Origin of the sequence: Pseudoalteromonas sp. MMG013, from assembly GCF_018100885.1 — a bacterium.
Classification (GTDB): Bacteria; Pseudomonadota; Gammaproteobacteria; order Enterobacterales; family Alteromonadaceae; genus Pseudoalteromonas; species Pseudoalteromonas aurantia.
Map to the genome: position 1 here is coordinate 54,132 of NZ_JAGJEE010000006.1, position 24,520 is coordinate 78,651.

A 24,520-nucleotide genomic window follows, 5' to 3' on the forward strand; every position below is an offset into this window, starting at 1 on the left:
GTAGAAACCCCAATATCAAAAGTGACGTTATGACAAATAGGTGTCTAGAAAGTTCCTTTTAGACAAAGGGCTTTACTCATAACCTACACCAGTCATAGTTGTGAACCTTGAATAAACAGCCTTTGTTATGGTCGATAAAGTATCGATGCTGAATTTCTATGTTAAGGCGTTAACCACTATTTGCTATGGCTGCTTGTCATATAGTGATCTTTGATTTGCTCAAGTAGAGAGATTTCCCTAATAAGTGATAGGCCTTGCTTTTGACTGTTTGCGAGGGTTTTTTTGTTGTGCTCGATTGCCGTACTTATATCAACCCACATTGGAGACATACCGTTAGCGGTTTCATAGTCTTCCATTTTCGGTGTATCAAAGTGACCGCAAATATCACATATGTAGCAATCTGAAACAATGTGAATCACATCAAAGTCGTTTTTGTACCAAGGTCGATACTCTTCATATCTGCCAAAAGCTTCAATCTGGGTTATTTGCCTCACTCCCGTTTCTTCTTGTAATTCCCTAAGTAGCGCATCTTGGATAGATTCACCAGAGTCAACGCCACCACCAGGCAGGGTGTAGTCGTCATACCTAGCCGTATACAAGAGTAATATTTTATCACCATCGAGCACGATAGCCCGCGTTGTTTGGCGGGTAAATTGGGTCCCCAGCAGAGGCTTTACGGGGGTTGAGTTTAAACTACGCATAAAAAGAGACGGGCCGATGATCACAAAGCCCGCAATTATACGTAAAATGATGCCAGATACAAAACCAAGGAAAAAATAATGTTGTGTTTTTTCCTTGGTCGGGACGTGTAGCGGTTTAAAACGGTGCTGGGTATTGTTTAAATACTTGTGTTATCTCTTCGAGTACTTCACTCGCCAGTGATTGCTCGAACGCGTTTAAGTTTTCCTTGAGTTGTGACATGTTGGTTGCACCGATAATGGTCGATGTGACACCATCGACTTGGTTGCACCATGCCAGCGCCAATTGAGCCGGCGTTAATCCATGGCTTTTCGCGATATCGACATAAAGTTTCGTCGCTTGGTTACTATATTCAGTATCTCTAAATAGCCCTTGCCGTTGCATCAAAGTCCATCGACTACCAGCAGGGCGAGCACCATCGATGTATTTCCCTGTCAGCATGCCGGCTGCTAAAGGTGACCATGGTAAATAGGCGATATCTTCGTGAACACAGTTTTCAATGAGATACGGCCAGTCTTTAGCATGTAATAAGCTAAATTCATTCTGAATAGATACTGGCGCAGGTAAGCTGTGTTCACGTGCAAGTCTAAGGTATGTATTTATGCCCCATGTTGTGTCATCGGATAGACCCCAGTGCCTAATTTTTCCGGCTTCAATACAGTGTGCAAGCCCTTGTAAAATATCCAGCATATCGGCAGTTTCTTGCTCAGAATTCACGTTTGAAAAGTTGATTTCACCAGGTTGGTGTTTGGCGAAGTGGGGTGTACTGCGGTTGGGCCAATGTAGTTGGTACACATCAATGTAGTCTGTATTCAAGCGCGCTAATGAATCATCAACGGCTTCGATAATAGACTGGCCAGAGATAGGTGCGCCATTTCTAACCCAACTGAGCCCTGGGCCTGCGATTTTAGTGGCGATGATGAGTTGGTCACGCTTCTCTTTGTGGCGAGTTAACCAGTTACCAATAATCGCTTCTGTTTTACCATAAGTTTGCGGTGATGGGGGGACAGCATACATCTCAGCAGTATCAATAAAGTTTACGCCTCTGCTTAATGCATAATTAATTTGTTCATCGGCGTCATGTTGATTATTTTGTAAACCCCAAGTCATGCTGCCTAAACAGATGCGAGAGACATTAAGTTGGCTGCGACCTAAACGACTAAATTGCATGCTAACTCCTTGTTGTTATTGAAGTGACTGTGATAAGTCTGAAGAGTTAACATTGTAGTGTAAATAAGGGAATAGGAAAAGTTGCATAAATAGGAAATTTAGGGTCATAATAACTGTATATAAATACAGTTTAGTTTGTGATGCGTAAATTTATACACATTGATATGGATTGCTTTTATGCTGCGGTGGAAATGCGAGACAACCCTGAGCTGGCAAATGTGCCTATGGCTATTGGTGGAAATAGTCATCGAGGTGTCTTGTCAACGGCAAATTACTTAGCAAGAGAGTTTGGTGTTCGTTCTGCTATGTCTAACTATCAGGCTAAGAAACTCTGTCCAAACTTAGTCATTGTTCCGGGGCGAATGCCTGTTTATAAAGAGGCTTCGGTGCAAATTAGAGCGGTGTTTTCAAAATATACAAATTTGATAGAACCGCTGTCGTTAGATGAAGCATATTTAGATGTGACTGACAGTCGGCACTGCGCTGGCAGTGCGACGTTAATTGCTGAAAAAATTCGTGCAGATATTTTTGATGCAACCGGATTAACGGCTTCTGCTGGTGTTGCCCCAATTAAGTTTTTAGCCAAAATAGCCAGTGATGAAAATAAACCCAATGGACAGTTTGTGATCACCCCATCAGAGGTGGGCGATTTCATTGATACACTCGCGCTTAAAAAAATACCTGGTGTTGGTAAGGTGACGCAACAAAAGCTACAAGCGATGGGGTTGGCGTACGGAAAAGACATCAAAGCGTGTGAAGAGCATTTTTTAACTCAGCGCTTTGGCAAGTTTGGTGGCGTGTTATGGCGTCGATGTCAGGGGATTGATGAGCGTGGTGTCGAGACCCATAGAGTAAGAAAATCAGTAGGAGTAGAAACCACATTTAGTGAAGATACGAGTGAGTTTGAAATACTAAAAGCACGTTTAGTCAATGATTTATTACCAGAGCTCAATCGTCGAGCTGTCAAGCATATTCAAGAGCGGGGTATTGCTAAGTTAGGAGTGAAAGTTAAGTTTTTCGATTTTCAACAAGTCAGCAAAGAGTGTCAATTCGATGTGTTAGATGCCAATGTGTTGTGCAACTTATTGAATGAGTTATTGGCGCGTTATCGACACAAACCCGTCCGGCTTATCGGTATTCAGATTGGGTTATTAGATTCAAAGCACAGCCAACCTCAACTCGGTTTATTTGATTTAGACTAAAAGATAAGTGCTGTGGGCTGTATTTATGATAACGTAAAGTTAACAAAAAATAATAATTAACGGGAGCCCACTATGCAATCGATTATGATTGTACTGTTTGGTATTGCTGGAATGATATTTGGATGGTTTGTGTATTCGAAGTTCATTGCTGAAAAAATATTTAAAATGGATGATGGCTTTGTCACTCCAGCCCATGAGTTGAACGATGGTGTTGATTATGTGCCAACCAACAAAGTTGTTTTATGGGGGCATCATTTTACGTCTGTGGCAGGAGCAGCACCTATCGTAGGGCCTGCGATAGCGGTGTATTGGGGATGGGTACCCGCGGTCTTATGGGTTGTTTTAGGCACAATTTTCTTTGCTGGCGTGCATGATATGGGCGCTTTATGGGCAAGTACGCGCCATAAAGGCAAATCAATGGGCGCACTCTCAGAAACGGTTATTGGTAAACGCACGCGCGCATTATTTATGATCGTCGTATTCTTAGTGCTACTGATGGTAAATGCGGTATTTGGTGTGGTGATCGCGAATTCATTTGTCGCGAACCCAAGTGCAGTATTACCTGCTTGGTCTGCCATTATTGTAGCTTTAGTGATTGGCCAATTGTTGAAGCGAAAAGTCCCCTTAGTCCCTTTATGTATAGTCGGTGTGGCTATTTTATATGCAACAATTTACATAGGCTCAGGTGCGCCAATTTCGTTGCCAAGTGAGTTGCTCGGACTGACAGACAAAGCCAGCTGGATTGTGATCTTATTTATTTATGCCGCAGTGGCGTCCTTACTACCTGTATGGATGTTATTGCAACCGAGAGACTTTATTAATGGTATGCAACTCTTGGTTGGTTTAGTGCTCTTGTACGGAGCGGTGTTTGTGGTGATGCCTGATATCACGGCGCCGGCGTTTAATACGCAAACCGTTGTTGATACGCCAAGTATCATTCCTTTGTTATTTGTCACGATTGCCTGTGGTGCTGTATCTGGCTTTCACGGCATTGTTTCTTCTGGCACCAGTTCAAAGCAATTAAACAAAGAGTCCGATGGCCGGTTTGTTGGGTATTTGGGCGCCATAGGTGAAGGGTGTTTGGCTTTGATCACATTGGTTGCTGTGAGTGGCGTGATGCTTGCTGTATCACCTGAAGAGTGGCATGAAATATATAGTCATTTGGGCGCTGGGAGTGTGTCTGCATTTATTACTGGAGGGTCGAATTTAATCAGTAATGGATGGGGGATTTCAGCTGAAATAGCAGCGACTTTACTCGCTGTGATGGTGGTTTTGTTTGCTGGAACGACGATGGATTCAGGGGTGAGATTACAGCGTTACATTATCCAAGAGTGGGGGGATATTTATCAGCTGACATTGCTCAAAAATGGTGTAATCGCGACATTTATCGCCGTCGCATGTTGTTTGTTACTCGCTTTTGGTGCTGGTGGGGCGTCAGGTAGCGGTGGGATGATCATTTGGCCATTATTCGGCTCAACCAATCAAATATTAGCCAGCTTAACGTTATTGGTGATTTCTGTGTATTTAATTAAGCTGGGTCGTCCTGCAAAATTTACTTTGATCCCAATGAGCTTTGTGCTGGTGATGGCTTTTTTTGCTGGGTTAATTAAGCTTGTTGAATATTATGAGCAAGGAAATTGGTTATTGGTGAGTTTAGATATTGTCGTACTCGTTGTGAGCGTGTTAGTGATGTTAGAAGCTTGGTCAGTAATCACTCGGCTTAGGAAAGATAACGCTACGCATAAGCAAACTCAGTGATACAAACGCAATTTGAGGTTTATCGCACAAACTGGTAAACCCCCACTCAATAGCTGATAATTGGGCCCTTAAGTTACTCTTTAAGGGCCCTTTTTATGTCTTTTCCTCTCGCGTTACCCTGTCATGATTTTTTAACTCAAGATGCAGATGCAGTGATTGTAATCGCAGCCAATGTGCATGATCTTGGTCATACTCAATTGAATGCCACTTTGGCCCCCTACTTGGTGGTCGATCAACGTATCGCCAGTAAAGCAACGTTAGTGCTTGCCAATGACTTACCTGGCAAACGTTTGATTGTGTCGCCTACTGGACCATTGCACCGTGATTATGATGATGTACGCCGCGTATTTGATGCAGCTAAATCGGCGATTACAGAAGCAAAATCAGCCGGTGTGACAAACCCTGCACTGATGGTTGTAGGGTTACCTGCTGATGAGCGCTACAAAAACGCGTTAGAAGTGGCTTTTTTAGGCACTTGTCAAGCATTGTGGCAACCACTTGAAGCACGTGAATATCGTGGTGAGAGTATTGAGCCTATTACTGTAATACATATGGTCGGGGCGACTGAAATGCAGACGAAGCAATTAAATGCGATTGCTGCAGGTCAATATGCTGCCAGAGATTTATGTGGCACAGAGCCTGAAAGAATGGCACCGCCACGTTTTGCTGATTACTGTGAAGCATTATTTGTGAACACCTCTGTGGCCGTTGAAGTGATATCAGATATTGATAAAATTGAAAATGACTACCCCATGCTGGGTATGGTAGCGCGTGCATCTTATGCTGTTGAACGTCATCACCCTCGTGTTGTTAAGTTGGAGTATACGCCGACAGATGAAGTAACCCGTACTCTAATGTTTGTTGGTAAAGGCTTGGTATACGATACTGGTGGGGCTGATTTGAAAGTGGGTGGTTTTATGGCAGGTATGAGCCGAGACAAAGGCGGGGCAGCATCTGTAGCTGGTTTTATGAAAGCCGTTGCTGAATATCAACCTAAAGGTGTCAAAGTTATTGCTTACTTAGCCGTTGTACGTAACTCAATTGGCTCAGATTGTTTTGTACCAGATGAAATTGTAACATGCCGTGAAGGTCTTAATGTTCGGATAGGTAATACTGATGCTGAAGGACGTTTAGCCATGGGCGACTTACTGAGTGAAATGAAGGATTTGGCTAAATCTCAAGTTAACCCTGAACTATTTACAGTGGCGACACTGACTGGGCATGCAGCACGCGCAGTGGGTCCATATAGTGCTTATGTTGAAAACGGCCCGGCACGTACAGCAAAAATATCTCGTCAATTGGCTGATACGGGAGATTTGTGGGCTGATGGTGCAGAGCTATCGCGTAGTCGTTGTGAAGATTATGACTTTATAAAACCACGCACTTTGGCTGATGACGTTATTTCAAGTAATAATGCGCCATCCGCTATCACTGCGAGGGGTCATCAATTTCCCATGGCATTTTTAGCGTTAGTAGGTGGGCTAGATAAACACGGCTGTGATGCACAGCAGCCTATTCCATATGTTCATATGGACATTGCAGGAAGTGGTGTTGAAGGGGGAGATTGGCAGCATGGAAAACCAACTGCTGCAACGGTATCTAGCCTATTTGCACGCTATTGTCTGTAGCTGTTGAGTGGTGAACAGGTCTGGACTTCGTCAGTAGTTAGTTCAATCACTCCAAATTACACTAGGCAGCGAATATCATTATTTGTTGCCTAGTTGTAATGTACATTGGGATAAGTTAAATCTTAAATCGCTGCACGATGTCATCCAAATGATGACTGGATTGTTTTAGATCAAGGCTGGCATCCGTTAGGGAATGAGTTGTGTCTAGAGACTGGTGGGTAGCGTTAGATAAATCGGTAATACGTAAACTGACCTCTTGCGCAACACTGTTTTGTTCTTGAGTTGCTCTTGCAATATCGCTATTCATTTTACTTATCACTTTGATTAACCGTCCAATTTCATCTAGGGATTGGTCAGTGCCGCTGGCTTGTTTTACTGTACTAGTTGATATTTCTTGGCATAACTGCACAGCCCTCACCGTTTCTTGGGCATTTTTTTGCAACTTTTCAATCATTTTTTGGATTTCGTCAGTGCTTTGCCCTGTGCGACTTGCTAGGGTGCGCACTTCATCGGCTACGACCGCAAACCCTCGGCCTTGCTCTCCGGCTCTGGCTGCTTCAATTGCCGCATTAAGAGCAAGTAAATTTGTTTGCTCTGAAATACCACGAATGACATCCAGTACAGAGCCGATGTTATTACTCTCGGTTGCTAAAATTGCAGATACTTTACTTACACTTTGGATATGGGTTGACAGAGTCTGAATGGCAGTAATGGTATTTGCAACAACTTGCTTACCCTGTTCACTATTTAGCAGTGCATCAGCGGCTGCGACTTCAGCAGCACGAGCATTTTCATTGACTGCCGTTATTTGTGTACTCATTTGCTCAACGGCAGTAGCAACCTGCTGACTATTGTCATTTTGTAGTTCTATGTGGGTTAAGTTTATGGCACCTGCTTCATTTACTTGGTTAGCAAAGAGGCCCAAATGTGCAGCACTCTCAGCGACTTGAGAAATGGATTGGCGCATTTTTTCAGTATATAAATTGAAGTGCCGTGAAAGCCGAGAAATTTCGTCGTTGCCTTGCTCGTTCAGCTGTTGGGTTAAGTCTCCTTGGCCTTGAGAGATATCTTTCATCATGTTTGTTGCCAGGCGAATTGGATTTAAAATGCTGTTACTAATAATGGTGCAAAGGATGGCTAAAACAATAACGATGATAATAACATCTATGATCATACGCCAGCGAAGCTCTGAAAATGCGTCATCTATGGTATCTAAATAGACCCCAGAACCGACTATCCATTGCCATGGGAGAAACCCTTTAACAAATGATATTTTATCTACCGGTGTTTGTGCGCCAGGTTTAGGCCATTTGTAAGGCACAAATCCTTCCCCGTGACTGACAACCTTGTCCACCATCTCTACAAATAAAGGGGTCCCGTCAGGGTCTTTGCTATTCGTTAAATTTTTTCCATTGAGCTGTGGTTTCAGTGGGTGCATAACCATCGTTGGGGTGAAATCATTGACCCAAAAGTAGTTATTACTGTCATATGTAAGCCCTTTGATTGCGGTTAATGCAGCATGTTTAGCGGCAGCTTCTGTTAAGAGGCCTGTTACTTGTCGTTGGTGATATACAGAGAGTAAGCTGTGTGCAGTTTCGACCAAATTTTTGGTTTTTTCATATTGTTGTTTTTTTAGAGTGGCGTACTGCTGAGTTAAATTTGTCAAACTTAGAATAATTAGTCCTAATATGACTACCATGAGTAACATCATAAGGCGTTGAAAAATCGTAAATCGTCTTAAAATCTGCATATCAATCTCCTTGCTAAAAATACACAGTCCTGTGCATAAAGATAACGGGCGAGGTTTTAAGATAAAGAAATAAAGAGAGTCTGTCAGTACATTTTTAAGATGTTTTTATCTTTAAAAGCAAAGAGTTACTTGTTTTTGTTTAACAAGGAATACAATTAGATTTTGGTCTAAGAAAAAGCCCACAAATATGGGCTTTTTGGCTAAATTTACATGTTGAAGTGACGGTTAAAAAAGTTTGTGATCGTTTGATGTAAATGGGTTTGCACTTTCTTACCGCGTAAGCTGTGCTTTGAACCTGGGTATGTCATCATCTCGAATGGTTTCGCATTGTCTTGAAGCTGTTTAAAGAGTTTAGTTGCATGAGTAAATAACACGTTGTCATCTGCCATACCATGATAAATCATCAATGGACCATTTAAATTATCAGCAAAAGGGAAGACAGCACTTTGTGTATAGCCTGTTGCGTTACTTTGCGGGTGCCCTAGGTAGCGCTCAGTGTAATGGGTGTCGTATAAAGCCCAATCAGTCACAGGGGCACCTGAAACACCTGCTTGGAAATAATCACCAGCTTTAAACATAGCCATAAGTGCCATATACCCACCGTAACTGTGACCGTAAATACCAATTCTTGTCGGGTCAACGTAATCAAGCGAGCGCAAGAACTCAACACCTTTGATTTGGTCAGCTACTTCGACAACCCCTAACTTTTTATATATTGGCGCTTCAAAGGCTGTCCCACGGTTATGTGAACCACGGTTATCTAATTGGAAAATCACATATCCTTGTTGTGCCATGTATTGAAAGTAAAGGTTTTTATTACGCCAACTGTTGGTAACCCGCTGTGCGTGTGGTCCACCGTATACATTGACCATAACAGGGTGCTTTTTGCCTTTTTCCATATTTGTAGGTTTGAAAATACGGTAATGCAATGTTTGTCCGTCTTCGGCTTTAATGGTGCCATACTCAGGTTCCGCCAACTTACTCAAATAAGGTGTAAGTGGGTGAGTACTGTCTAACTTGTTTTGCTCCAGCCAAGTAATGAACTCTCCATTTACCTTACGTAGCGCGACAGAGTTGGGCTTGTTAACTGAGGAGCTATTATCAATAAATGTTTTAGCATCTTTGGCGACAACGATTTTATGATAGCTGCCCGTTTGTGTGATACGTTTGGTATTGCCTGATGTGAATATAGGGGCGCTATATAAATGTTGTTCTAGAGGTGTATCTGCACGACCAGCAAAATAGATGACCCCTTTAGTCTCATCAATACCTTTTATACTATCGACAATCCACTCCCCTTTGGTGATTTGGCGAATGAGTTGGCCATTGGTTCGATAGAGGTATAAATGTTTATATCCATCACGTTCAGAGGCCCACACAAAGTGTTTTTTGTCGGCTAGGAAGCGTAAGTCAAAGTGTAAGTTAACCCAAGTATCACTTTGCTCTGTTAGCGCAACCGTTTGCTGTTTTGTTTTGGTATTATAAAAGCGCAACTCTAATGCTTGTTGAGAGCGATTTTGCCATTGATATGAGAGCGTTTTATCATCTTTAAGCCATTTAGCGCGGGCAATGTAAATATCTTCATTTTTGCCTAAGTCAATCCAGTCAACCTGTTGGTTATTCAGCTTAACAACACCTAGGGCTATTTTGACATTACTTGTACCTGTGAATGGGTAACGCTGATTGAATAGTTTAACTTCATCGGCATATATTTCGTTACGAATTGCTTCTTCTACAGGGCTTTCATCGATACGAGTAAAGGCGATTTTTTTCTCATCACCTGACCACCAGTACCCGGTCATGCGACTCATTTCTTCTTGCGCAACAAATTCAGCCATGCCATTTTTGATGACGCCGCCGCCATCCGTGCTGAGCGCAATTTCTTTGCCACTGGCAAGTTCAAGTGCGTATAAATTTTGCTCACGAATAAATGAGACATAGTTGCCTTTCGGAGAGAAGCGAGCATCGGTTTCAAAAGCAGGTGTATTTGTTAGTTTCTTACTTTTTCCAGAGTCTATTTGATAATGGTATAGGTCGCCGTTTAAAGGAAACAATAAGGCTTTTCCATCGTTTGACCATTTGTATTCGAGAATACCGCGACCAAAAACCCGTTGTCGTTCACGGCGGGCTTTTTCTTCGTCAGATAAAGTTTCAGGCCCTGAAAATAGCGCGGCTGAGTCAACTAATAATCGGTTAGATTTGTCTTTTAGGTTGTACTCCCAAAGGTCGTAACGGTTATAGTCGTTTGTTTTACCTTGTAAATACGTGACACGTTTGCCATCAGGAGAAAATTTTAGTTTAACAGGGGCTTTGCCTGCTAAGTTTGGGTCATCAAAAATACGTTCAAGGGAGAGGGGTTTTGCTGCAATGGTTGCACTGCACAATATAAGCGGCAGACATAACGCTAAAGACGAAAGAGTAACTCGCACAAGAGGGCCTTATCAAAGTGATTTGTTGGTTGGATGTTATAGGCAAGCATAGGCAATGGCAACAAATTGGGATAGAGTTCACATAATAATAAGTGTAAGTGGAGGTAATTATGACATTTGAGCTCGCCCCAGAATTAAAGCGTGATTGTATCGAGTTAGTTGATTGGCAGTTATGCAAAGTACTATTGTTGAACGATAGCCAATACCCGTGGTTTATTTTAGTACCAAGAGTTGATAATTTAAAAGAGATCATTGATTTAAGTCAATCTCAACAAAGCCTTTTTTGGTCCGAATCAGCAAAGCTTAGTGAGTTATTACGAGAAGTATTTAATCCAGATAAGTTAAATATTGCAGCTTTAGGTAATATGGTGCCGCAATTACATGTGCATCACATTGCGCGGTTTACAAATGATATTGCATGGCCGAATCCAGTTTGGGGCTTGCATCCAGCAGTGCCTTATTCAAATGAGCAACTTATATCACTAAAAAAGGCGCTAGCGTTGTAGCGCCCCACTATGGTGTTAAATTTAAAGTACCGAATTACAAACCGAGCACTTTTTTACCTTGCGTAAATGTGACATCTACCGGAATGCTGGCCGCAGACAATTTTGCTAAATCTGCTTTCAACTCAGCTTTAATGCTTCCATGTGTTGCAATAAGTTGGCTTACTTTTTCGTAGTCACCATCACCTTGTAGAGTAAGAATTAACTGTGATAAGTTTTTCATCGCAGTCGCCATTTCCTTCATGTTTACTTTGTAAAGACCTTGTGCATTTTTAGAGAATGCCCCTTGCTCTTTGAAGAAGTTAAAGCGGATCATGTTGGCTTTGCCATGGGCACTTGATGCGCCGAAACGTACAGAGCGGAAAATCCCAGCCATAAATGTGGTGTAGTAGTCTTCCAATGTTCCCTCTGTTATCTCACCTTTTTTAAGTAACTGCTCGACCATGTATAAACCAAGAATGTCAGCTTTCCCTTCTTCCAATGCACTTGCATGCTCTTGTAATGATTGACGAACGGTACCTTTATCAGTAATGGTATTTTTAATTCCCAGTCCATGTGCGACTTCATGAAACATGGTATTGGCAAAAAAGGCGTCGAATGTAATATGTTTACGTTGCTCGGGCACAATTAATTGTTCAGAAATTGGAAGCATGATTTTATCAAACTTCGCGCGCATTGCATTTTTTAATTGCAAACGGCGAGTGCCTTTTTCTAATTGAACTTGCTCATCATTAGGTAAATTAATTGCAATTGTTTTACTGCCGGCGTTGGAGTGACCGGCATAATAAATGACATCATATGCGTTTAGGTCAGCATCAGAACCAGGTACTTCTTGTTTGTATTTTTTATCGACAGGCAAACCAGTCTGTAGCTCTGGTAAAAAAGCGGCAAATTTAGCGAGACGTTCACTCCATGCTAAGTCTTTTACAAGTACATAAGACTCAAATCCTGCACGATATCCGAAAAGCTGGTCTTCATAGGTTTCAATAGGGCCGATAACGATATCAATGGGGTTATTTTTCATATCCATCCACGCGAAATCAGAGCGTTGGTAGCTATTATTTAATAATGCATCTGCACGCAGGTTGAGGTAATTGGCAAATTCTTTGTCAACGGCTAACTTACTGGCTTCTCGTAATAAAGACGCTGCCTTTGTTAGCTCGGTTTGAAATACTTCTGAATATGAAGTACTCGATAGGTTGCCTTGATCATCACGTGTGATAATTGAATAAAGGCCTTGTTTGTCTTTAACCGATGAACTGTTTAATTCCTCTTTGGTAATGTTGTGAGGGTAAAATTCAGCGCCGGGTGTTTTGGGGCCAAAGCCAGATAAAAACACTTTATCACCATTGAGCCTATCCCATGGTCCATAATTGATCTCGGCAAATTGACGTACTTTTTCATCCGCTATGTTACCTAAGAATTGTGTTTTATCCATTCCAAAGCTTTGCTTCCAGAATAGGTCATCCATCAATTTAGAGGCATCGATTAATTTGCTGAGCATTTTCTTTTGATTATCAGTCAAATGCGATAAATCACTGGTTAGCGTTACGTCTGTATAAATATCAAGACGCGACTGCTTGGTATTGATTAGGTTGTAGTCATTATTTTCTTTGGTGCTTGTTTGCGTGTTATTTATTGTTTTTGGTTCTGAGCATGCACTGAGTGTTAACGCACTGGCGATAAGCAGTGCATGGCTAATTTTAGAAAGCTTCATGGGTAACTCTTTTGTTGTTATCTGTTTGGCTATCTACCATACCCGAATGTTTTATGGATTTCTGCCTTTGTACGTTGTAGTGGCAGTAAATATTAGTCATACGCGAATTAGTAAGAATATTTTTTATACTTTTCTTAACTTTATGGTTAACTTAGTCAATACTAAAGGGTATAAAAATAAGCGTGCTTTATTGTGCACACCAGAAAATTTCTACCCAAGGGATATAGCTTATGTCGACAGAAAATGCCTTACTGACCATTCTTATTGATAGGATAAATAACGATACACTTGTTTTGCCCACTTTACCTGAAATTGCTGTAAAAGTAAGACAAGCAGCAGATGATCCTGAAGTAAACTTAGCACAGATGGCAGAGGTTATTTCTCAGGATCCCGCTTTATCAGCCCGCATGATTAAAGTAGCCAATAGTGCGTTTATGGGACGCTCAATTAAGGTGAATACACTTAACCAAGCTGTTACACGAATCGGGTTGCGACAAATCAAAAATATCGCCACAGCAATGGCGATGGAACAATTGTTTGTATCGAACAATAAGTTGATCAGAACGTATATGGATAAGGCATGGCAAAAAACGCTCAAAGTGGCGTGCCAAGCTATTACGACTATGGATTTTTATCTTCGCGTAAATAAACATACCTCTCTAAATAAAGATACCATTACGTTAGCATCACTGGTGTTTAACATTGGCGTTTTGCCTATTTTAACAGAAGCGGAGCGTCATCCAGAAGTGTTCGCGAACCCGAGCTTTTTAGCTCATGCAATACAAAAGCTCGCGGGTAAAATTGGCGGAGCAATCATGAGGGAGTGGGGGTTTACCGATGACTTTGTTGAGGTTGCTGAAAGTTGGTCCAATCCAAACTACAAACCAGATCATGTTTGTTATGTCGACTTTATTCGTGTGGGTGCGATTATTGAAGGCATCTTACAAGTGTCTGATAAAGCTGCGGCGCTTAGCGCCTATGAAGCCAAGGGCGTAACGCGTACATTAGACATGTTTACGAGTGATGAATATTTATCGACGTTAGAAGATGTAAAAAGTATGTTTGCTTAACATCGCGCGTTTAAAAAGTAGTAAGGTGAAGCTCACCTTACTACTAACTAACCTCAGCTATGGATAAGCGAATTTGCCCAATAAAGCTATTTTTCTCACTCTCGGCGTTGCTTTCATTTGTAATAGCCTGCTATTACTGTATAAAAGCGCCTTGATATTGAACAAAATATCATCATTGGATTGTACGTAAGTTTGTTTTCAAAATATTTTCTATTCCAAAACCCTTATCCAAACCTGAGGTTAACTAATGTTTATAAGTCTTCAGCTTCGCCTAAGCTTTGTGTTAACTCATCTATCAGCTCTTTGATTTCTTCACTTACCAGAATAAAATCGGCATCGAGCTTTACGAGCATATCTTCTTTTGGAATATCAGCATTTTGTTCTTTCAGTGCGTCAGCGTAACTTAAGCGTTTAATCGAGCCGTCATTTTGAAGCATAAACTTAACACGCTCACGCCAATCTAAGGCGAGCTTAGTGACACGTTTACCACTTTCTAAATGGTGCTTGATTTCATCAGTAGATAAATCATGTTGCTTTAATTTTACTTGCGCGCCATTGTCATCCGGTTCTTCTAATTCAGCATCGGTACCAATTGCAAACCCATCTGGTGTTTCAAACTTAGTTAACCAATTGGTCAAAAACACATCTAAGTCATAATTGGCAAAAGCAGGAACAACGGGCAATGTACCAAGTGATTTGCGTAGTAATGCCAATAACTCTTCCGCCTTGTTGAAGCTGGCGCTGTTGACGATAACCCAGCCGTTCTCTTGATCAATAAAAGCGAATTGTAAACTTGATTTCTTAAATGCTTGTGGCAATAAAGTCGCGAGAATATTTTCTTTTAACTCGTCTTTTTCTTTTTTCTTAACTGGGCGGTTCTCTTCGCGCTCAATAAGCTCAACTTTTTCTGCAACCATGTCATTAACAACAGCTGCAGGCAGCACTTTCTCTTCGCGTTTTGCGCAAACTAAAATGCTGTTTTTTGAAAAGTGTGACAGGCTATTACCATGTTTACCGAATGCTTTTGACCAGCCAAATGTACTCATGTCTTGGCTACCACAAGGGCGGAATACATCTTGCTCTAATGCTTGTTCAAAATCTTCTTGGTTGTATGAGATATCTTGTTTGAATCGATAACAGATCAGGTTACTAAACCACATAAAAACGGTATCCGTGCTAAATAGTGGTCGCTATGATAACAATAATTTTCAGACAAGGAAGTGTTAAAGCGACTTGAATACAACAAAGGTAAGAGATTGCTGTATTCAAGTAAACAGACTAACTAAACATCGCCAATGGTGCTTGCATGTTTTTAGGGAAACTGATTTGGTATACTAGACCTTTACCTTCTTCACTGGTTACTTCTATATCGCCATTAAGTGTTTGTTTTACCAAATTTAAGGTGATGTGAGTACCTAAGCCACTGCCGCCTTGATCTCTTTTAGTTGTGAAAAATGGGTCAAACAATTTCTCCAGTTGCACAGCACTGACACCGCGACCATTGTCTCTATACAAAATACGTACATCATCGTTGTCATCAGTAATTTCAATATCTATGCTGCCTTTATCAATACCTTCAAAGCCATGGATCAATGAGTTCATAATAAGGTTAGTAAATATTTGACTAATCGCGCCAGCAGGCAAGTTCAGGGTTAAATCTTCGGGGCAAGAAATATGAATATCATGCTTGGTTTTTTTTATTTTAGGGTGTAAAGAACGAACAACTTCTGCCAAGTATTCTTTAAAGTTAATAGTACGAACGGCCTCACTGGCTTGGTCAACCGCAATTTGCTTAAAGCTTGCGACCAATTCAGAAGCTCTATCTAAGTTGGTTGTTAACAAGCTGGTGCTTTGCTTGGCCTCATTAATAAACTCCTCAAGTGCTTTTGGAGATAAGGTTTTGGCCTCATAAGCGGCCTCTAGCTGATGTAACCGTTCCTGTAAAAATGATGTAGCGGTCACACCTATACCCACAGGGGTATTTATATCATGGGTTATCCCAGCTACAAGGCCACCTAGGGCTGCCATTTTCTCAGATCCAACCAAGCGCTCTTGTGCCATATTTAGCTCGTCAAGGTAACGTTCAAGTTCTTTTTGTTTAGTTAATAGCTCTAACTCTGTTTGGCGACGTAGATCTATTTCTTCTGTAAGCGTTAACTTTTGCTTTTCTAGCTCATATTTTTGTTGTTGTAAGTCCATCATTGCTTGACTAAGGTTTGATGTTTTTCTTGCCACCTCTTGTTCTAATTGCAAGTTGTGCTGATCAAGTTTTTCATTACTTATTAGTAACTCTTTTTGTGTTTGATCCAGCTTTTTTCGGTACTCAGCGACTTTATCAATTAATTTATTGAACGCTTCTTCCATGACTTTAAGTTCATTGCGTTCAGTTGTGCCAATGTCTATGCGTTGCGCATCAATATTGTCTAATTCGAAGTCCTCAACTTGATCTGTAAGATCTGTTAAAGGCTCAGTAAGTAAACGCCTAAATGCGATTAAAAATAAAATAATAAGGAATGTCGTCTTGATCATTGCATTGCCGATCAAGAAGTAAATGGAAATCATGATCCGGCTAAAGACGACTTCTCGACTAGAAAATAGGGTGACATCGCCCACTTGTGTTGCCCGGCCGGAAAACTCAAAAATTAATGGAAATGTGTACCCAAATAACCCCGATGGGGTATCTTCTATAATGGCTTCTTCTTGTACTAGCTGCTGACTATACAACTCGTGAATGTCGAGCGAACGGCCCAATTGAGAAATAATCTCTCCACTGTCATCGCGGACAATGATCCCTTCAATCATCGGAATTGCAAGTAACCCTTCAGCAGTAGTAACTGTTTGTTTGGTATTAAGTTCCCATATGGCACGCGTTAAACTTCTACTGAATGTTTTTTGTAGCATCGTTAATTCATTACGAATATAGTCCTTCGTATTGACGTATTCAGCAACGACTTGGCCACAGGTCACAACAAAGGTCAACAGAAAGTAAACCGATAGCACATTCGTGAGTAGCTTTTTCGATAGGCTTTTTTGTAACATGAATGAACCTTGGCTCCTCAATTAGGTCAACAGCAGGATATGTACTTAAACTTAGCTAATAAAGCCTTAAAAATAAATAAATATCTGACATTATTGCACACAATGTGCTTATTAAATGAATATATAGTTTAGGGGCTTACTGAATTATCATTAAATGTGGTATAAGTTGATGATTGCCATCGTACGGGTTATTGGAAGATAAATATTTGATATGAGTTATTCTATATTAGTTTGTGATGACTCAAGGGTTGCAAGAAAACAGGTTGTTCGTTGTTTGTCTAGCGCACTTGAGGCTAAGATTGTGCAAGCTGAAAATGGTGCGCAAGCTGTGACAATGTTAGAGGAGCAGCAAATTGATTTACTCTGTCTTGATTTGACTATGCCGGAGCTGGACGGTGTGGGTGTGCTTGAGGCAATAAAGCAGCGCAAAATAGAAACCTATGTGGTGGTTATTTCAGCAGATATTCAGCCAGAGATGAAAAGTCGTGTTATTGGTTTAGGCGCAATAGATTTTATTGAAAAACCGGTTACGGCAGAACAACTATTAACGCTCCTTGGACAGTATGGTATTCGTTAGCAAGAAGAAATAATGCATTTTCTCCTATAATGAGCAATGTTTTTGAAAAGGTTTGTCATTAACGTGAGTAAATTGCATAAAGATTGTTGTACTTTAGCCTTGACACTTCGCCTACATTTCAGGCACTCTTAACTCATGAAATTAAAATTTAACACTTCGACCATTATTATTACAACCACCATCCAATCTGGATAGTGGCATAGGTCGGTGCGTATTTAAAAGGCCTGTGTTCACTAAGAACACAGGCCTTTTTTCGTTTTTGGAATGAGGAAATTACCATGATGCGAGTATTAAAATTTGGCGGCTCTTCTTTAGCCGACTTTGATTGTTTAAGGCAAGTACAGAATTTAGTGTTAACCCAGTCAGGCGATGAAGCACTTATTGTTTTATCAGCACCTGGCGGGATGACAGATCAATTAGTTGAATTAGCAGCATTGGCAGAGCAAGGTGTATCGTATGATGTGCAGTGGCAAGCATTACAAAGCAGAGTAAATGCGCTACATCTGCAGGTGACCAAGCTATACGGTGAAATAGCGCATTGGCCTGACTTTTCAGCTTTGGCTAATAAATTAGCTGGGGTAAAACTTCTCAATCATTGTCCAGCACAAGTGCGCGCTTACATCATAAGCTTTGGCGAGCGAGTGAGCTGTGCCTTAATGCAAGCTATGTTGGGCAGCGCTCAAGCCAGTTATTTAGATGCGACAGACTGTATAGCGACTGTTGGTGGGTATTTAGATGCGGAAGTTGATTTAAAGCTGAGTAAGGCGCAATTTACTTTATCTATGCGTGAAAACCCCAACAAGTATTATATCATGCCAGGGTTTACCGGTCGCAATCAAGAGGGCGAACTTACGACACTTGGTCGCAATGGTTCTGATTACTCAGCAGCTGTTGCAGCCGCTTGTTTGCAAGCACAAGTCTGCCAAATATGGACTGATGTTGATGGTGTTTATAATGCGGATCCTCGTTTTATACGTAAAGCAACTAAAGTTGATTGGCTCTCTTATAAAGAAGCAATGGAATTATCTTATTTTGGCGCCAAAGTACTTCATCCGAAAACTATCTTGCCTTGTGCGAAAGCGGGTGTGCCGTGTGAAATAAAAAATACCCATAACCCAGATGTGCCAGGCTCGGTGATAAGTAATGAGCGTCGTGGTAATGAGCAGGTGAAAGCTTTATCAAGCTTAGAATCGCTCGCGATGCTGACGGTGTCAGGTCCTGGCATGAAAGGTAAAGTTGGTATGGCATCAAGAGTATTCAACGCGTTAGCGAATGATAACGTGTCTATTGTTTTAATCACTCAATCTTCTTGTGAATTCAGTATCAGTTTTTGTGTACACGAAGCAGATTTAAATCTGGCGTTGACCGCACTAGAACAAGCATTTGAATTAGAGTCTCAAGCGGGTTTGATTGAACCTGTTCAAGTACAAAGAGAGTTGGCGATAGTGACTCTGGTTGGTGATAATATGAAAGCACATCGTGGCTTAGCTGCGAAGTTCTTTGCATCATTAGCTCAAGCGCAAGTTAACATTGTAGCAATCGCTCAGGACTCTACCGAAAGTGCAATTTCTGCTGTTGTCGATGGCAGTTTATGTAATGATGCTGTGAAAGTATGCCATGAAAACTTCTTTACACATATTCCTTCAATTGATGTGTTTTTATTGGGGGTTGGCCTTGTAGGGCAGGAGCTGATCAAACAACTTGAAAAGCAACAATCTTGGCTTCAAAATCGAGATATAAAGTTGAACCTTTATGGTGTGGCCAATTCTCAAAAACTGTATCTAAATGCGCAAGGCGTCCCTTTTGATACTTGGCACGGAGAGTTAGAGCAGCAAACAGATGGACTTACTTTAGAAAGATTAGAAGCGTTTGTGAAATCAAACCACTTAATAAACCCTGTTATTGTCGATTGTACTTCATCGCAGCAGTTGGCTGACCAATATTGTAATTTTCTTAACGCCGGCTTTCATGTTGTTGCAGCCAATAAAAAAGCAAATACAGGAACTTATGATTACTATCAAGCATTAGTGAATGCAGCGCAACAAAAGCACCGTAAGTTTTTGTACGAAACAAATGTTGGAGCTGGCTTACCTGTATTAGATAATCTTCAGCTTTTATTTAGTGCGGGAGACGAACTCTTATCCTTTAATGGCATATTATCAGGGTCACTATCTTATATGTTTGGCGCATTAGAAGATGGCTTGAGTTTATCCGAGGCTACAGCGAAAGCGAAAGCAAACGGTTTTACAGAACCCGATCCTCGTGATGATTTATCGGGCACTGATGTGGCTCGTAAACTACTTATTATTGCCAGAGAGTCAGGGCTTGCGTTGGAGTTATCTGACATCGAAGTAGAACCGGTCGTCAGTGAGTCATTTGCTGAGGGAGCATCCGTTGACGAATTTATGACAAAACTTCCAGAGCTTGATGGTAGTTTTGCTTTGAAAGTGAAAGCCGCAGCAGAGCAAGGTCAAGTGTTGCGCTATGTTGGAAGTATTGAAAATGGCCATTGCAGAGTTGGTATTGAAGCCGTCGATAAGTCACATGCTTTATATGATATTCGAGATGGCGAAAATGCATTAGCCATATTGAGTCAGTATTATCAACCTCGCCCATTTGTTATTCGTGGTTATGGAGCAGGTGCTGAAGTCACGTCAGCGGGTGTTTTTGCTGATATATTAAAAACGTTGTCACGTTAGGAGTTACGCATAATGATATCTATTTATGCACCGGCATCCATTGGTAATTTTTGTGTTGGTTTTGATTCCTTAGGGGCTGCATTAGCGCCCATTGATGGTACTTTACTTGGCGATGTTGTTCATCTTGAACATGCGGACAACGATGCATTTTTTTGTGTTGGCCCATATGCCGAAAAGTTGCCAAAGAGCGCGCAAGAAAACTTAGCGTATCAATGTTTGGTGCATTTTCGAGAACATGTGGCTTCAGATATGCCAAGCGTGTCGTTAACTCTTGAAAAGCGTTTGCCGATAGGATCGGGGCTAGGCTCTAGTGCTTGCTCGGTTGTGGCAACATTTGCCGCGTTAAATGAGTTTGCACAAACGAAGTTATCTCAGGAAGCACTGATTGAGTTAATGGCTGACTTTGAGGGGAAGGTTAGTGGTGCTCGCCACTACGACAATATCACCCCGTGTTACCTAGGTGGGTTGCAGCTAACTTCCCATTTGGTCCCCAACAAGGCAGTCAGTGTTCCTGTCAGTGAAGATTGGCACTATGTTGCTGCTTTCCCAGGTTTTGCTTTAAATACTGCTAAAGCGAGAGGAGTACTACCGGCTAGTCTGAGCAATCATGAAGCGGTTGAATTTGCACAGCGGTTAGCGAGTTACTGCTTACTAATGCAAGTAGGACGTTTTGATGAAGCATTAGAACTTATGGAAGATAAATTGGCTGAACCCTACAGGCAGTCATTAATAGCTGGTTTTAGTGAGGCAAAATCGGCACTACCTAAATTGGGTGCTGAAATCGTGAGTATTTCAGGAGCAGGCCCGACGTTGTTCACTATTTGTAAGTCGTTGGCCGCAGCTGAACATTGTCAGCAGTGGTTGGAAAAAAATTATATTAATGCGCATGGCTTCAGCCATATTTGCAAGCTAGACAATCGTGGTACTCGTGCCATTTCTTTAGGAGTTTAAAATGAACCTCGTAAATTTAAAAGATAAACAACAACAGGTATCCTTTACGGAGGCGGTAAAAACGGGGTTAGGACGAAATCAAGGTGTATTTTTCCCCACTGATTTACGAAAACTCAGCGATGTAGATGCATTACTTGATTTGCCATTTGTAGAGCGAAGTACAGAAATACTTGCACATTTAATTGGCAATGAATTGCCTAAAGATACATTAGCAGACATGGTTCAGCGGGCTTTTAACTTTCCGGTGAAGTTAGAGAAAGTAGATGATAAAAACTATTGCTTGGAACTCTTTCATGGACCAACGCTTGCGTTTAAAGACTTTGGTGGGCGTTTTATGGCTGAATGTGTGGGGTTATTCAATCAAGGTGAACGCGTCACTATTTTAACCGCAACTAGCGGAGATACGGGCGCGGCTGTTGCTCACGCATTTTATAAAAAAGCCAATGTTGATGTGGTAATTTTATATCCTGAAGGCAAAATATCGCTGGCTCAGCAAAAACTATTCACCACTTTAGGTGAAAATATACATTGTTATGCGGTTGATGGTAGTTTTGATGATTGTCAGGCACTAGTAAAACAAGCCTTTTTAGATGAAGAGCTAAAAAATAAATTAGGACTTAACTCTGCAAATTCAATTAATATAAGCCGTTTAGTGGCGCAAGTTTGCTATTATTTTGAAGCCTTAGCGCAATTACCGAAATCAGAGCGTGATAATGTGCATGTATCGGTGCCAAGTGGTAATTTTGGCAATGTGTGTGCTGCGATGATAGGTTCTGTCATTGGTTTGCCTATTGCGAAGCTATCAGCAACAACAAATCAAAATGACACTGTTCCACGATTTGTTCACTCTGGTGATTGGGCACCAAAAGCAACAATGGAATCATTATCAAACGCAATGGATGTGAGTAAACCTAATAATTGGCCAAGAGTGCAAAGCATGTTGGACTCTGAGCAGTTTAGTAAACATGATTTTTATTCACGTAGCGTGTCTGAGCAAGTGACAGAGAAAGTGATGCGAGAAATTGCCCATACAGGGTATATCGCTGAGCCACATACAGCTATTGCGTTCGAAGGGCTACGCCATGATAAAGGTGAAAATAGCATCGGTATATTTTTAGCAACGGCGCACCCCGCTAAATTTAAAGAGTCAGTTGAAAATGTGTTAGGTCAAGAAATTGCGATGCCTCGCGTTTTGCAAGACGCGTTAGATAAAAGCTGTTTAGCGCAACCGTTGGGTGCAGATTATCAACAATTAAAAGCGGCGATGTTTGAAAAACTGTTATAGAGATTAAAATCGATATATCGTGATGATAGATATTTAAGAGTCGACTTGTTCGGCTCTTATATTAATAACTTTAATTCACTGGTTTTTATTTATTAAAATTATAAATGTTTAAATAAAAAAATATCATTGCATAAACACTGTGAAATAAATTCAATCCCTGTTTAAATATGCTCACGCCTACAGCATAGGCAATACACGCATTAGAGCGTACAATACGGCTTTTATACCTTTACGTGCCCCTAGGAGACCCCATGTTAGAACGTAACATGAACATTGCAGACTTTGATCCAGAATTATTTAACGCGATTGAGCTTGAAACAACTCGTCAAGAAGAACACATTGAACTTATCGCGTCTGAAAACTACTGTAGCCCACGCGTTCTTGAAGCGCAGGGTTCGCAGTTAACAAATAAATACGCAGAAGGTTACCCAGGTAAGCGTTACTACGGTGGTTGTGAGCATGTCGATGTTGTTGAGCAGCTAGCGATTGATCGTGCTAATGCACTCTTTGGCTCAACTTACGCCAATGTTCAGCCGCATGCCGGTTCTCAAGCAAATGCAGCGGTATTTTTAGCGCTGTTAGACGCTGGTGATACTGTACTTGGTATGAGCTTAGCCCATGGTGGCCATTTGACTCATGGTTCTCATGTGAGCTTTTCTGGTAAATTGTATAATGCAGTGCAATACGGACTTAATGAAGCAACGGGTGAGATTGATTATGAGCAAGTAGAAGCGTTAGCGCTTGAGCATAAACCTAAAATGATCATCGGTGGGTTCTCTGCTTACTCTGGCATTGTTGACTGGGCTAAATTCCGAGAAATTGCAGATAAAGTCGGTGCATATTTATTTGTTGATATGGCGCACGTTGCAGGTTTAATTGCTGCTGGTGTGTATCCAAGCCCTGTGCCTCACGCACATGTTGTCACCACGACAACACATAAAACACTTGCTGGTCCGCGCGGTGGTTTGATCATTTCGGCATGTGATGATGAAGCGATTTATAAAAAACTGAACAGTGCAGTATTCCCTGGCGGCCAAGGTGGCCCTCTATGTCATGTTATTGCGGCTAAAGCTGTTGCGTTTAAAGAAGCACTTCAACCTGAATTTAAAGCATATCAAACGCAAGTTGTTAAAAATGCTCAAACGATGGTGTCGGTTTTACAAGAACGAGGCTATAAGGTAGTTTCTGGAAAAACTGAAAACCATTTGTTTTTACTGGACCTTATTGATAAAGATATCACGGGTAAAGATGCAGATGCTGCATTAGGCCGTGCCAATATTACGGTTAATAAGAATTCAGTACCAAATGATCCTCGTTCACCATTTGTGACATCGGGTTTGCGTATAGGCTCTCCTGCGATTACGCGTCGCGGCTTTAAAGAGTCAGAGTCTCGTGAATTGGCTGGATGGATTTGTGATGTACTAGACAATATTAATGATGAGTCAGTACAAGCGGATGTAAAAGAAAAAGTGAAAGCTATCTGTGCTAAATTACCCGTTTACGCATAATTTAGCGCACACAATTAGAGATTTTTGATATCATTAAGGCCGCTATTTAGCGGCCTTTTTTGTATCCAGTTATAAGTGAACAACTATGCATTGCCCATTTTGTACCGCCAAAGACACAAAAGTAATTGACTCGCGCCTTGTGAGCTCTGGTCATCAAGTGCGTCGTCGTCGCGAATGTATTGAATGTCATGAGCGTTTTACCACCTTCGAAGGTGCCGAACTTGTGATGCCAAGAGTGATTAAGCAAGATGGTTCAAGGGAGCCGTTTAATGAAGATAAACTCATTAATGGGTTGCACCGAGCTCTGGAAAAAAGACCTGTCAGTACCGAGCAAGTAGATGAAGTGATTCATGAGATTAAATCTACTATTCGAGCCACAGGTGAACGTGAGATCCCAAGTCATATGATTGGTGAATGCATAATGCAAGCCTTAAAAAAGCTAGATAAAGTAGCTTATGTGCGCTTTGCGTCGGTATATCGCTCTTTTGAGGATGTACGAGAGTTTGGTGAAGAAATAGCACGGTTAGGGGATTAG

Annotated in this window: 18 protein-coding genes; 11 read left to right on the forward strand and 7 right to left on the reverse strand. The window is 41.3% G+C overall.

Annotated features, from left to right (window positions below):
• Positions 1–176: 176 nt before the first annotated feature.
• A complete protein-coding gene (locus J8L98_RS08125) occupies positions 177–701 on the reverse strand; it encodes an NUDIX domain-containing protein (protein ID WP_210996032.1) in 525 nt (174 codons plus the stop codon).
• Between the two features lie 115 nt (positions 702–816).
• The gene (locus J8L98_RS08130; protein ID WP_210996033.1) at positions 817–1,869 is read right to left on the reverse strand and encodes an aldo/keto reductase; all 1,053 of its coding nucleotides are present in this window, start codon (positions 1,867–1,869) and stop codon (positions 817–819) included.
• Between the two features lie 140 nt (positions 1,870–2,009).
• Here J8L98_RS08130 and dinB point away from each other — a divergent pair, with 140 nt between their 5' ends.
• The 3 genes from dinB to J8L98_RS08145 all read left to right on the forward strand — a co-directional run bounded on the left by dinB (position 2,010) and on the right by J8L98_RS08145 (position 6,457).
• Positions 2,010–3,071, forward strand: a complete 1,062-nt coding sequence (gene dinB / locus J8L98_RS08135) for a DNA polymerase IV (RefSeq protein ID WP_210996034.1) — start codon at positions 2,010–2,012, stop codon at positions 3,069–3,071.
• A 72-nt stretch (positions 3,072–3,143) separates the two neighbouring features.
• Positions 3,144–4,829, forward strand: a complete 1,686-nt coding sequence (locus tag J8L98_RS08140) for a carbon starvation protein A (protein ID WP_210996035.1) — start codon at positions 3,144–3,146, stop codon at positions 4,827–4,829.
• A 95-nt stretch (positions 4,830–4,924) separates the two neighbouring features.
• A complete protein-coding gene (locus tag J8L98_RS08145) occupies positions 4,925–6,457 on the forward strand; it encodes a leucyl aminopeptidase family protein (RefSeq protein ID WP_210996036.1) in 1,533 nt (510 codons plus the stop codon).
• A gap of 115 nt (positions 6,458–6,572) precedes the next feature.
• Here J8L98_RS08145 and J8L98_RS08150 read toward each other — a convergent pair whose 3' ends face one another.
• Both J8L98_RS08150 and J8L98_RS08155 read right to left on the reverse strand, forming a co-directional pair.
• The gene (locus J8L98_RS08150) at positions 6,573–8,207 is read right to left on the reverse strand and encodes a methyl-accepting chemotaxis protein (protein WP_210996037.1); all 1,635 of its coding nucleotides are present in this window, start codon (positions 8,205–8,207) and stop codon (positions 6,573–6,575) included.
• Between the two features lie 206 nt (positions 8,208–8,413).
• On the reverse strand, positions 8,414–10,636 hold the full coding sequence (locus J8L98_RS08155; protein WP_210996038.1) for a S9 family peptidase: 2,223 nt from the start codon (positions 10,634–10,636) through the stop codon (positions 8,414–8,416).
• A 110-nt stretch (positions 10,637–10,746) separates the two neighbouring features.
• On the opposite strand from J8L98_RS08155, the gene J8L98_RS08160 reads away from it, so the two are divergent.
• Positions 10,747–11,142: an HIT domain-containing protein gene (locus J8L98_RS08160; RefSeq protein WP_192506643.1), complete on the forward strand. Its 396-nt coding sequence runs from the start codon at positions 10,747–10,749 to the stop codon at positions 11,140–11,142.
• 34 nt (positions 11,143–11,176) lie between these two features.
• Here the strand turns inward: J8L98_RS08160 and J8L98_RS08165 are convergent, their stop codons facing one another.
• A complete protein-coding gene (locus tag J8L98_RS08165) occupies positions 11,177–12,856 on the reverse strand; it encodes a Zn-dependent hydrolase (RefSeq protein WP_210996039.1) in 1,680 nt (559 codons plus the stop codon).
• Between the two features lie 230 nt (positions 12,857–13,086).
• Here J8L98_RS08165 and J8L98_RS08170 point away from each other — a divergent pair, with 230 nt between their 5' ends.
• Positions 13,087–13,926: an HDOD domain-containing protein gene (locus J8L98_RS08170; protein WP_192506645.1), complete on the forward strand. Its 840-nt coding sequence runs from the start codon at positions 13,087–13,089 to the stop codon at positions 13,924–13,926.
• 251 nt (positions 13,927–14,177) lie between these two features.
• On the opposite strand, the gene rdgC is transcribed toward J8L98_RS08170, so the two are convergent.
• A complete protein-coding gene (rdgC, locus tag J8L98_RS08175; RefSeq protein ID WP_210996040.1) occupies positions 14,178–15,086 on the reverse strand; it encodes a recombination-associated protein RdgC in 909 nt (302 codons plus the stop codon).
• 118 nt (positions 15,087–15,204) lie between these two features.
• On the reverse strand, positions 15,205–16,965 hold the full coding sequence (locus tag J8L98_RS08180) for a HAMP domain-containing sensor histidine kinase (protein ID WP_210996041.1): 1,761 nt from the start codon (positions 16,963–16,965) through the stop codon (positions 15,205–15,207).
• A 211-nt stretch (positions 16,966–17,176) separates the two neighbouring features.
• On the opposite strand from J8L98_RS08180, the gene J8L98_RS08185 reads away from it, so the two are divergent.
• From J8L98_RS08185 to nrdR, 6 genes are all read left to right on the forward strand, one after another.
• The gene (locus J8L98_RS08185) at positions 17,177–17,542 is read left to right on the forward strand and encodes a response regulator (protein WP_192506648.1); all 366 of its coding nucleotides are present in this window, start codon (positions 17,177–17,179) and stop codon (positions 17,540–17,542) included.
• 281 nt (positions 17,543–17,823) lie between these two features.
• Positions 17,824–20,241 carry a bifunctional aspartate kinase/homoserine dehydrogenase I gene (gene thrA, locus J8L98_RS08190; protein ID WP_210996145.1) on the forward strand — a complete coding sequence of 806 codons (2,418 nt, stop codon included), beginning with the start codon at positions 17,824–17,826 and terminating at the stop codon, positions 20,239–20,241.
• A gap of 12 nt (positions 20,242–20,253) precedes the next feature.
• The gene (gene thrB, locus J8L98_RS08195; RefSeq protein ID WP_210996042.1) at positions 20,254–21,192 is read left to right on the forward strand and encodes a homoserine kinase; all 939 of its coding nucleotides are present in this window, start codon (positions 20,254–20,256) and stop codon (positions 21,190–21,192) included.
• Between the two features lies 1 nt (position 21,193).
• Complete coding sequence (thrC, locus tag J8L98_RS08200) at positions 21,194–22,477, forward strand: threonine synthase (protein WP_210996043.1); 1,284 nt, start codon at positions 21,194–21,196, stop codon at positions 22,475–22,477.
• A gap of 251 nt (positions 22,478–22,728) precedes the next feature.
• A complete protein-coding gene (gene glyA, locus J8L98_RS08205; protein WP_210996044.1) occupies positions 22,729–23,985 on the forward strand; it encodes a serine hydroxymethyltransferase in 1,257 nt (418 codons plus the stop codon).
• A gap of 85 nt (positions 23,986–24,070) precedes the next feature.
• A complete protein-coding gene (gene nrdR, locus J8L98_RS08210; protein ID WP_192506652.1) occupies positions 24,071–24,520 on the forward strand; it encodes a transcriptional regulator NrdR in 450 nt (149 codons plus the stop codon).

Coding starts and splice junctions, on each gene's coding strand:
- J8L98_RS08125 (WP_210996032.1), bottom strand. CDS start 701: ATGCGTAGTTTAAACTCAACCCCCGTAAAGCCTCTGCTGGGGACCCAA.
- J8L98_RS08130 (WP_210996033.1), bottom strand. CDS start 1,869: ATGCAATTTAGTCGTTTAGGTCGCAGCCAACTTAATGTCTCTCGCATC.
- dinB (WP_210996034.1), top strand. CDS start 2,010: ATGCGTAAATTTATACACATTGATATGGATTGCTTTTATGCTGCGGTG.
- J8L98_RS08140 (WP_210996035.1), top strand. CDS start 3,144: ATGCAATCGATTATGATTGTACTGTTTGGTATTGCTGGAATGATATTT.
- J8L98_RS08145 (WP_210996036.1), top strand. CDS start 4,925: ATGTCTTTTCCTCTCGCGTTACCCTGTCATGATTTTTTAACTCAAGAT.
- J8L98_RS08150 (WP_210996037.1), bottom strand. CDS start 8,207: ATGCAGATTTTAAGACGATTTACGATTTTTCAACGCCTTATGATGTTA.
- J8L98_RS08160 (WP_192506643.1), top strand. CDS start 10,747: ATGACATTTGAGCTCGCCCCAGAATTAAAGCGTGATTGTATCGAGTTA.
- J8L98_RS08165 (WP_210996039.1), bottom strand. CDS start 12,856: ATGAAGCTTTCTAAAATTAGCCATGCACTGCTTATCGCCAGTGCGTTA.
- J8L98_RS08170 (WP_192506645.1), top strand. CDS start 13,087: ATGTCGACAGAAAATGCCTTACTGACCATTCTTATTGATAGGATAAAT.
- rdgC (WP_210996040.1), bottom strand. CDS start 15,086: ATGTGGTTTAGTAACCTGATCTGTTATCGATTCAAACAAGATATCTCA.
- J8L98_RS08180 (WP_210996041.1), bottom strand. CDS start 16,965: ATGTTACAAAAAAGCCTATCGAAAAAGCTACTCACGAATGTGCTATCG.
- J8L98_RS08185 (WP_192506648.1), top strand. CDS start 17,177: ATGAGTTATTCTATATTAGTTTGTGATGACTCAAGGGTTGCAAGAAAA.
- thrA (WP_210996145.1), top strand. CDS start 17,824: ATGCGAGTATTAAAATTTGGCGGCTCTTCTTTAGCCGACTTTGATTGT.
- thrB (WP_210996042.1), top strand. CDS start 20,254: ATGATATCTATTTATGCACCGGCATCCATTGGTAATTTTTGTGTTGGT.
- thrC (WP_210996043.1), top strand. CDS start 21,194: ATGAACCTCGTAAATTTAAAAGATAAACAACAACAGGTATCCTTTACG.
- glyA (WP_210996044.1), top strand. CDS start 22,729: ATGTTAGAACGTAACATGAACATTGCAGACTTTGATCCAGAATTATTT.
- nrdR (WP_192506652.1), top strand. CDS start 24,071: ATGCATTGCCCATTTTGTACCGCCAAAGACACAAAAGTAATTGACTCG.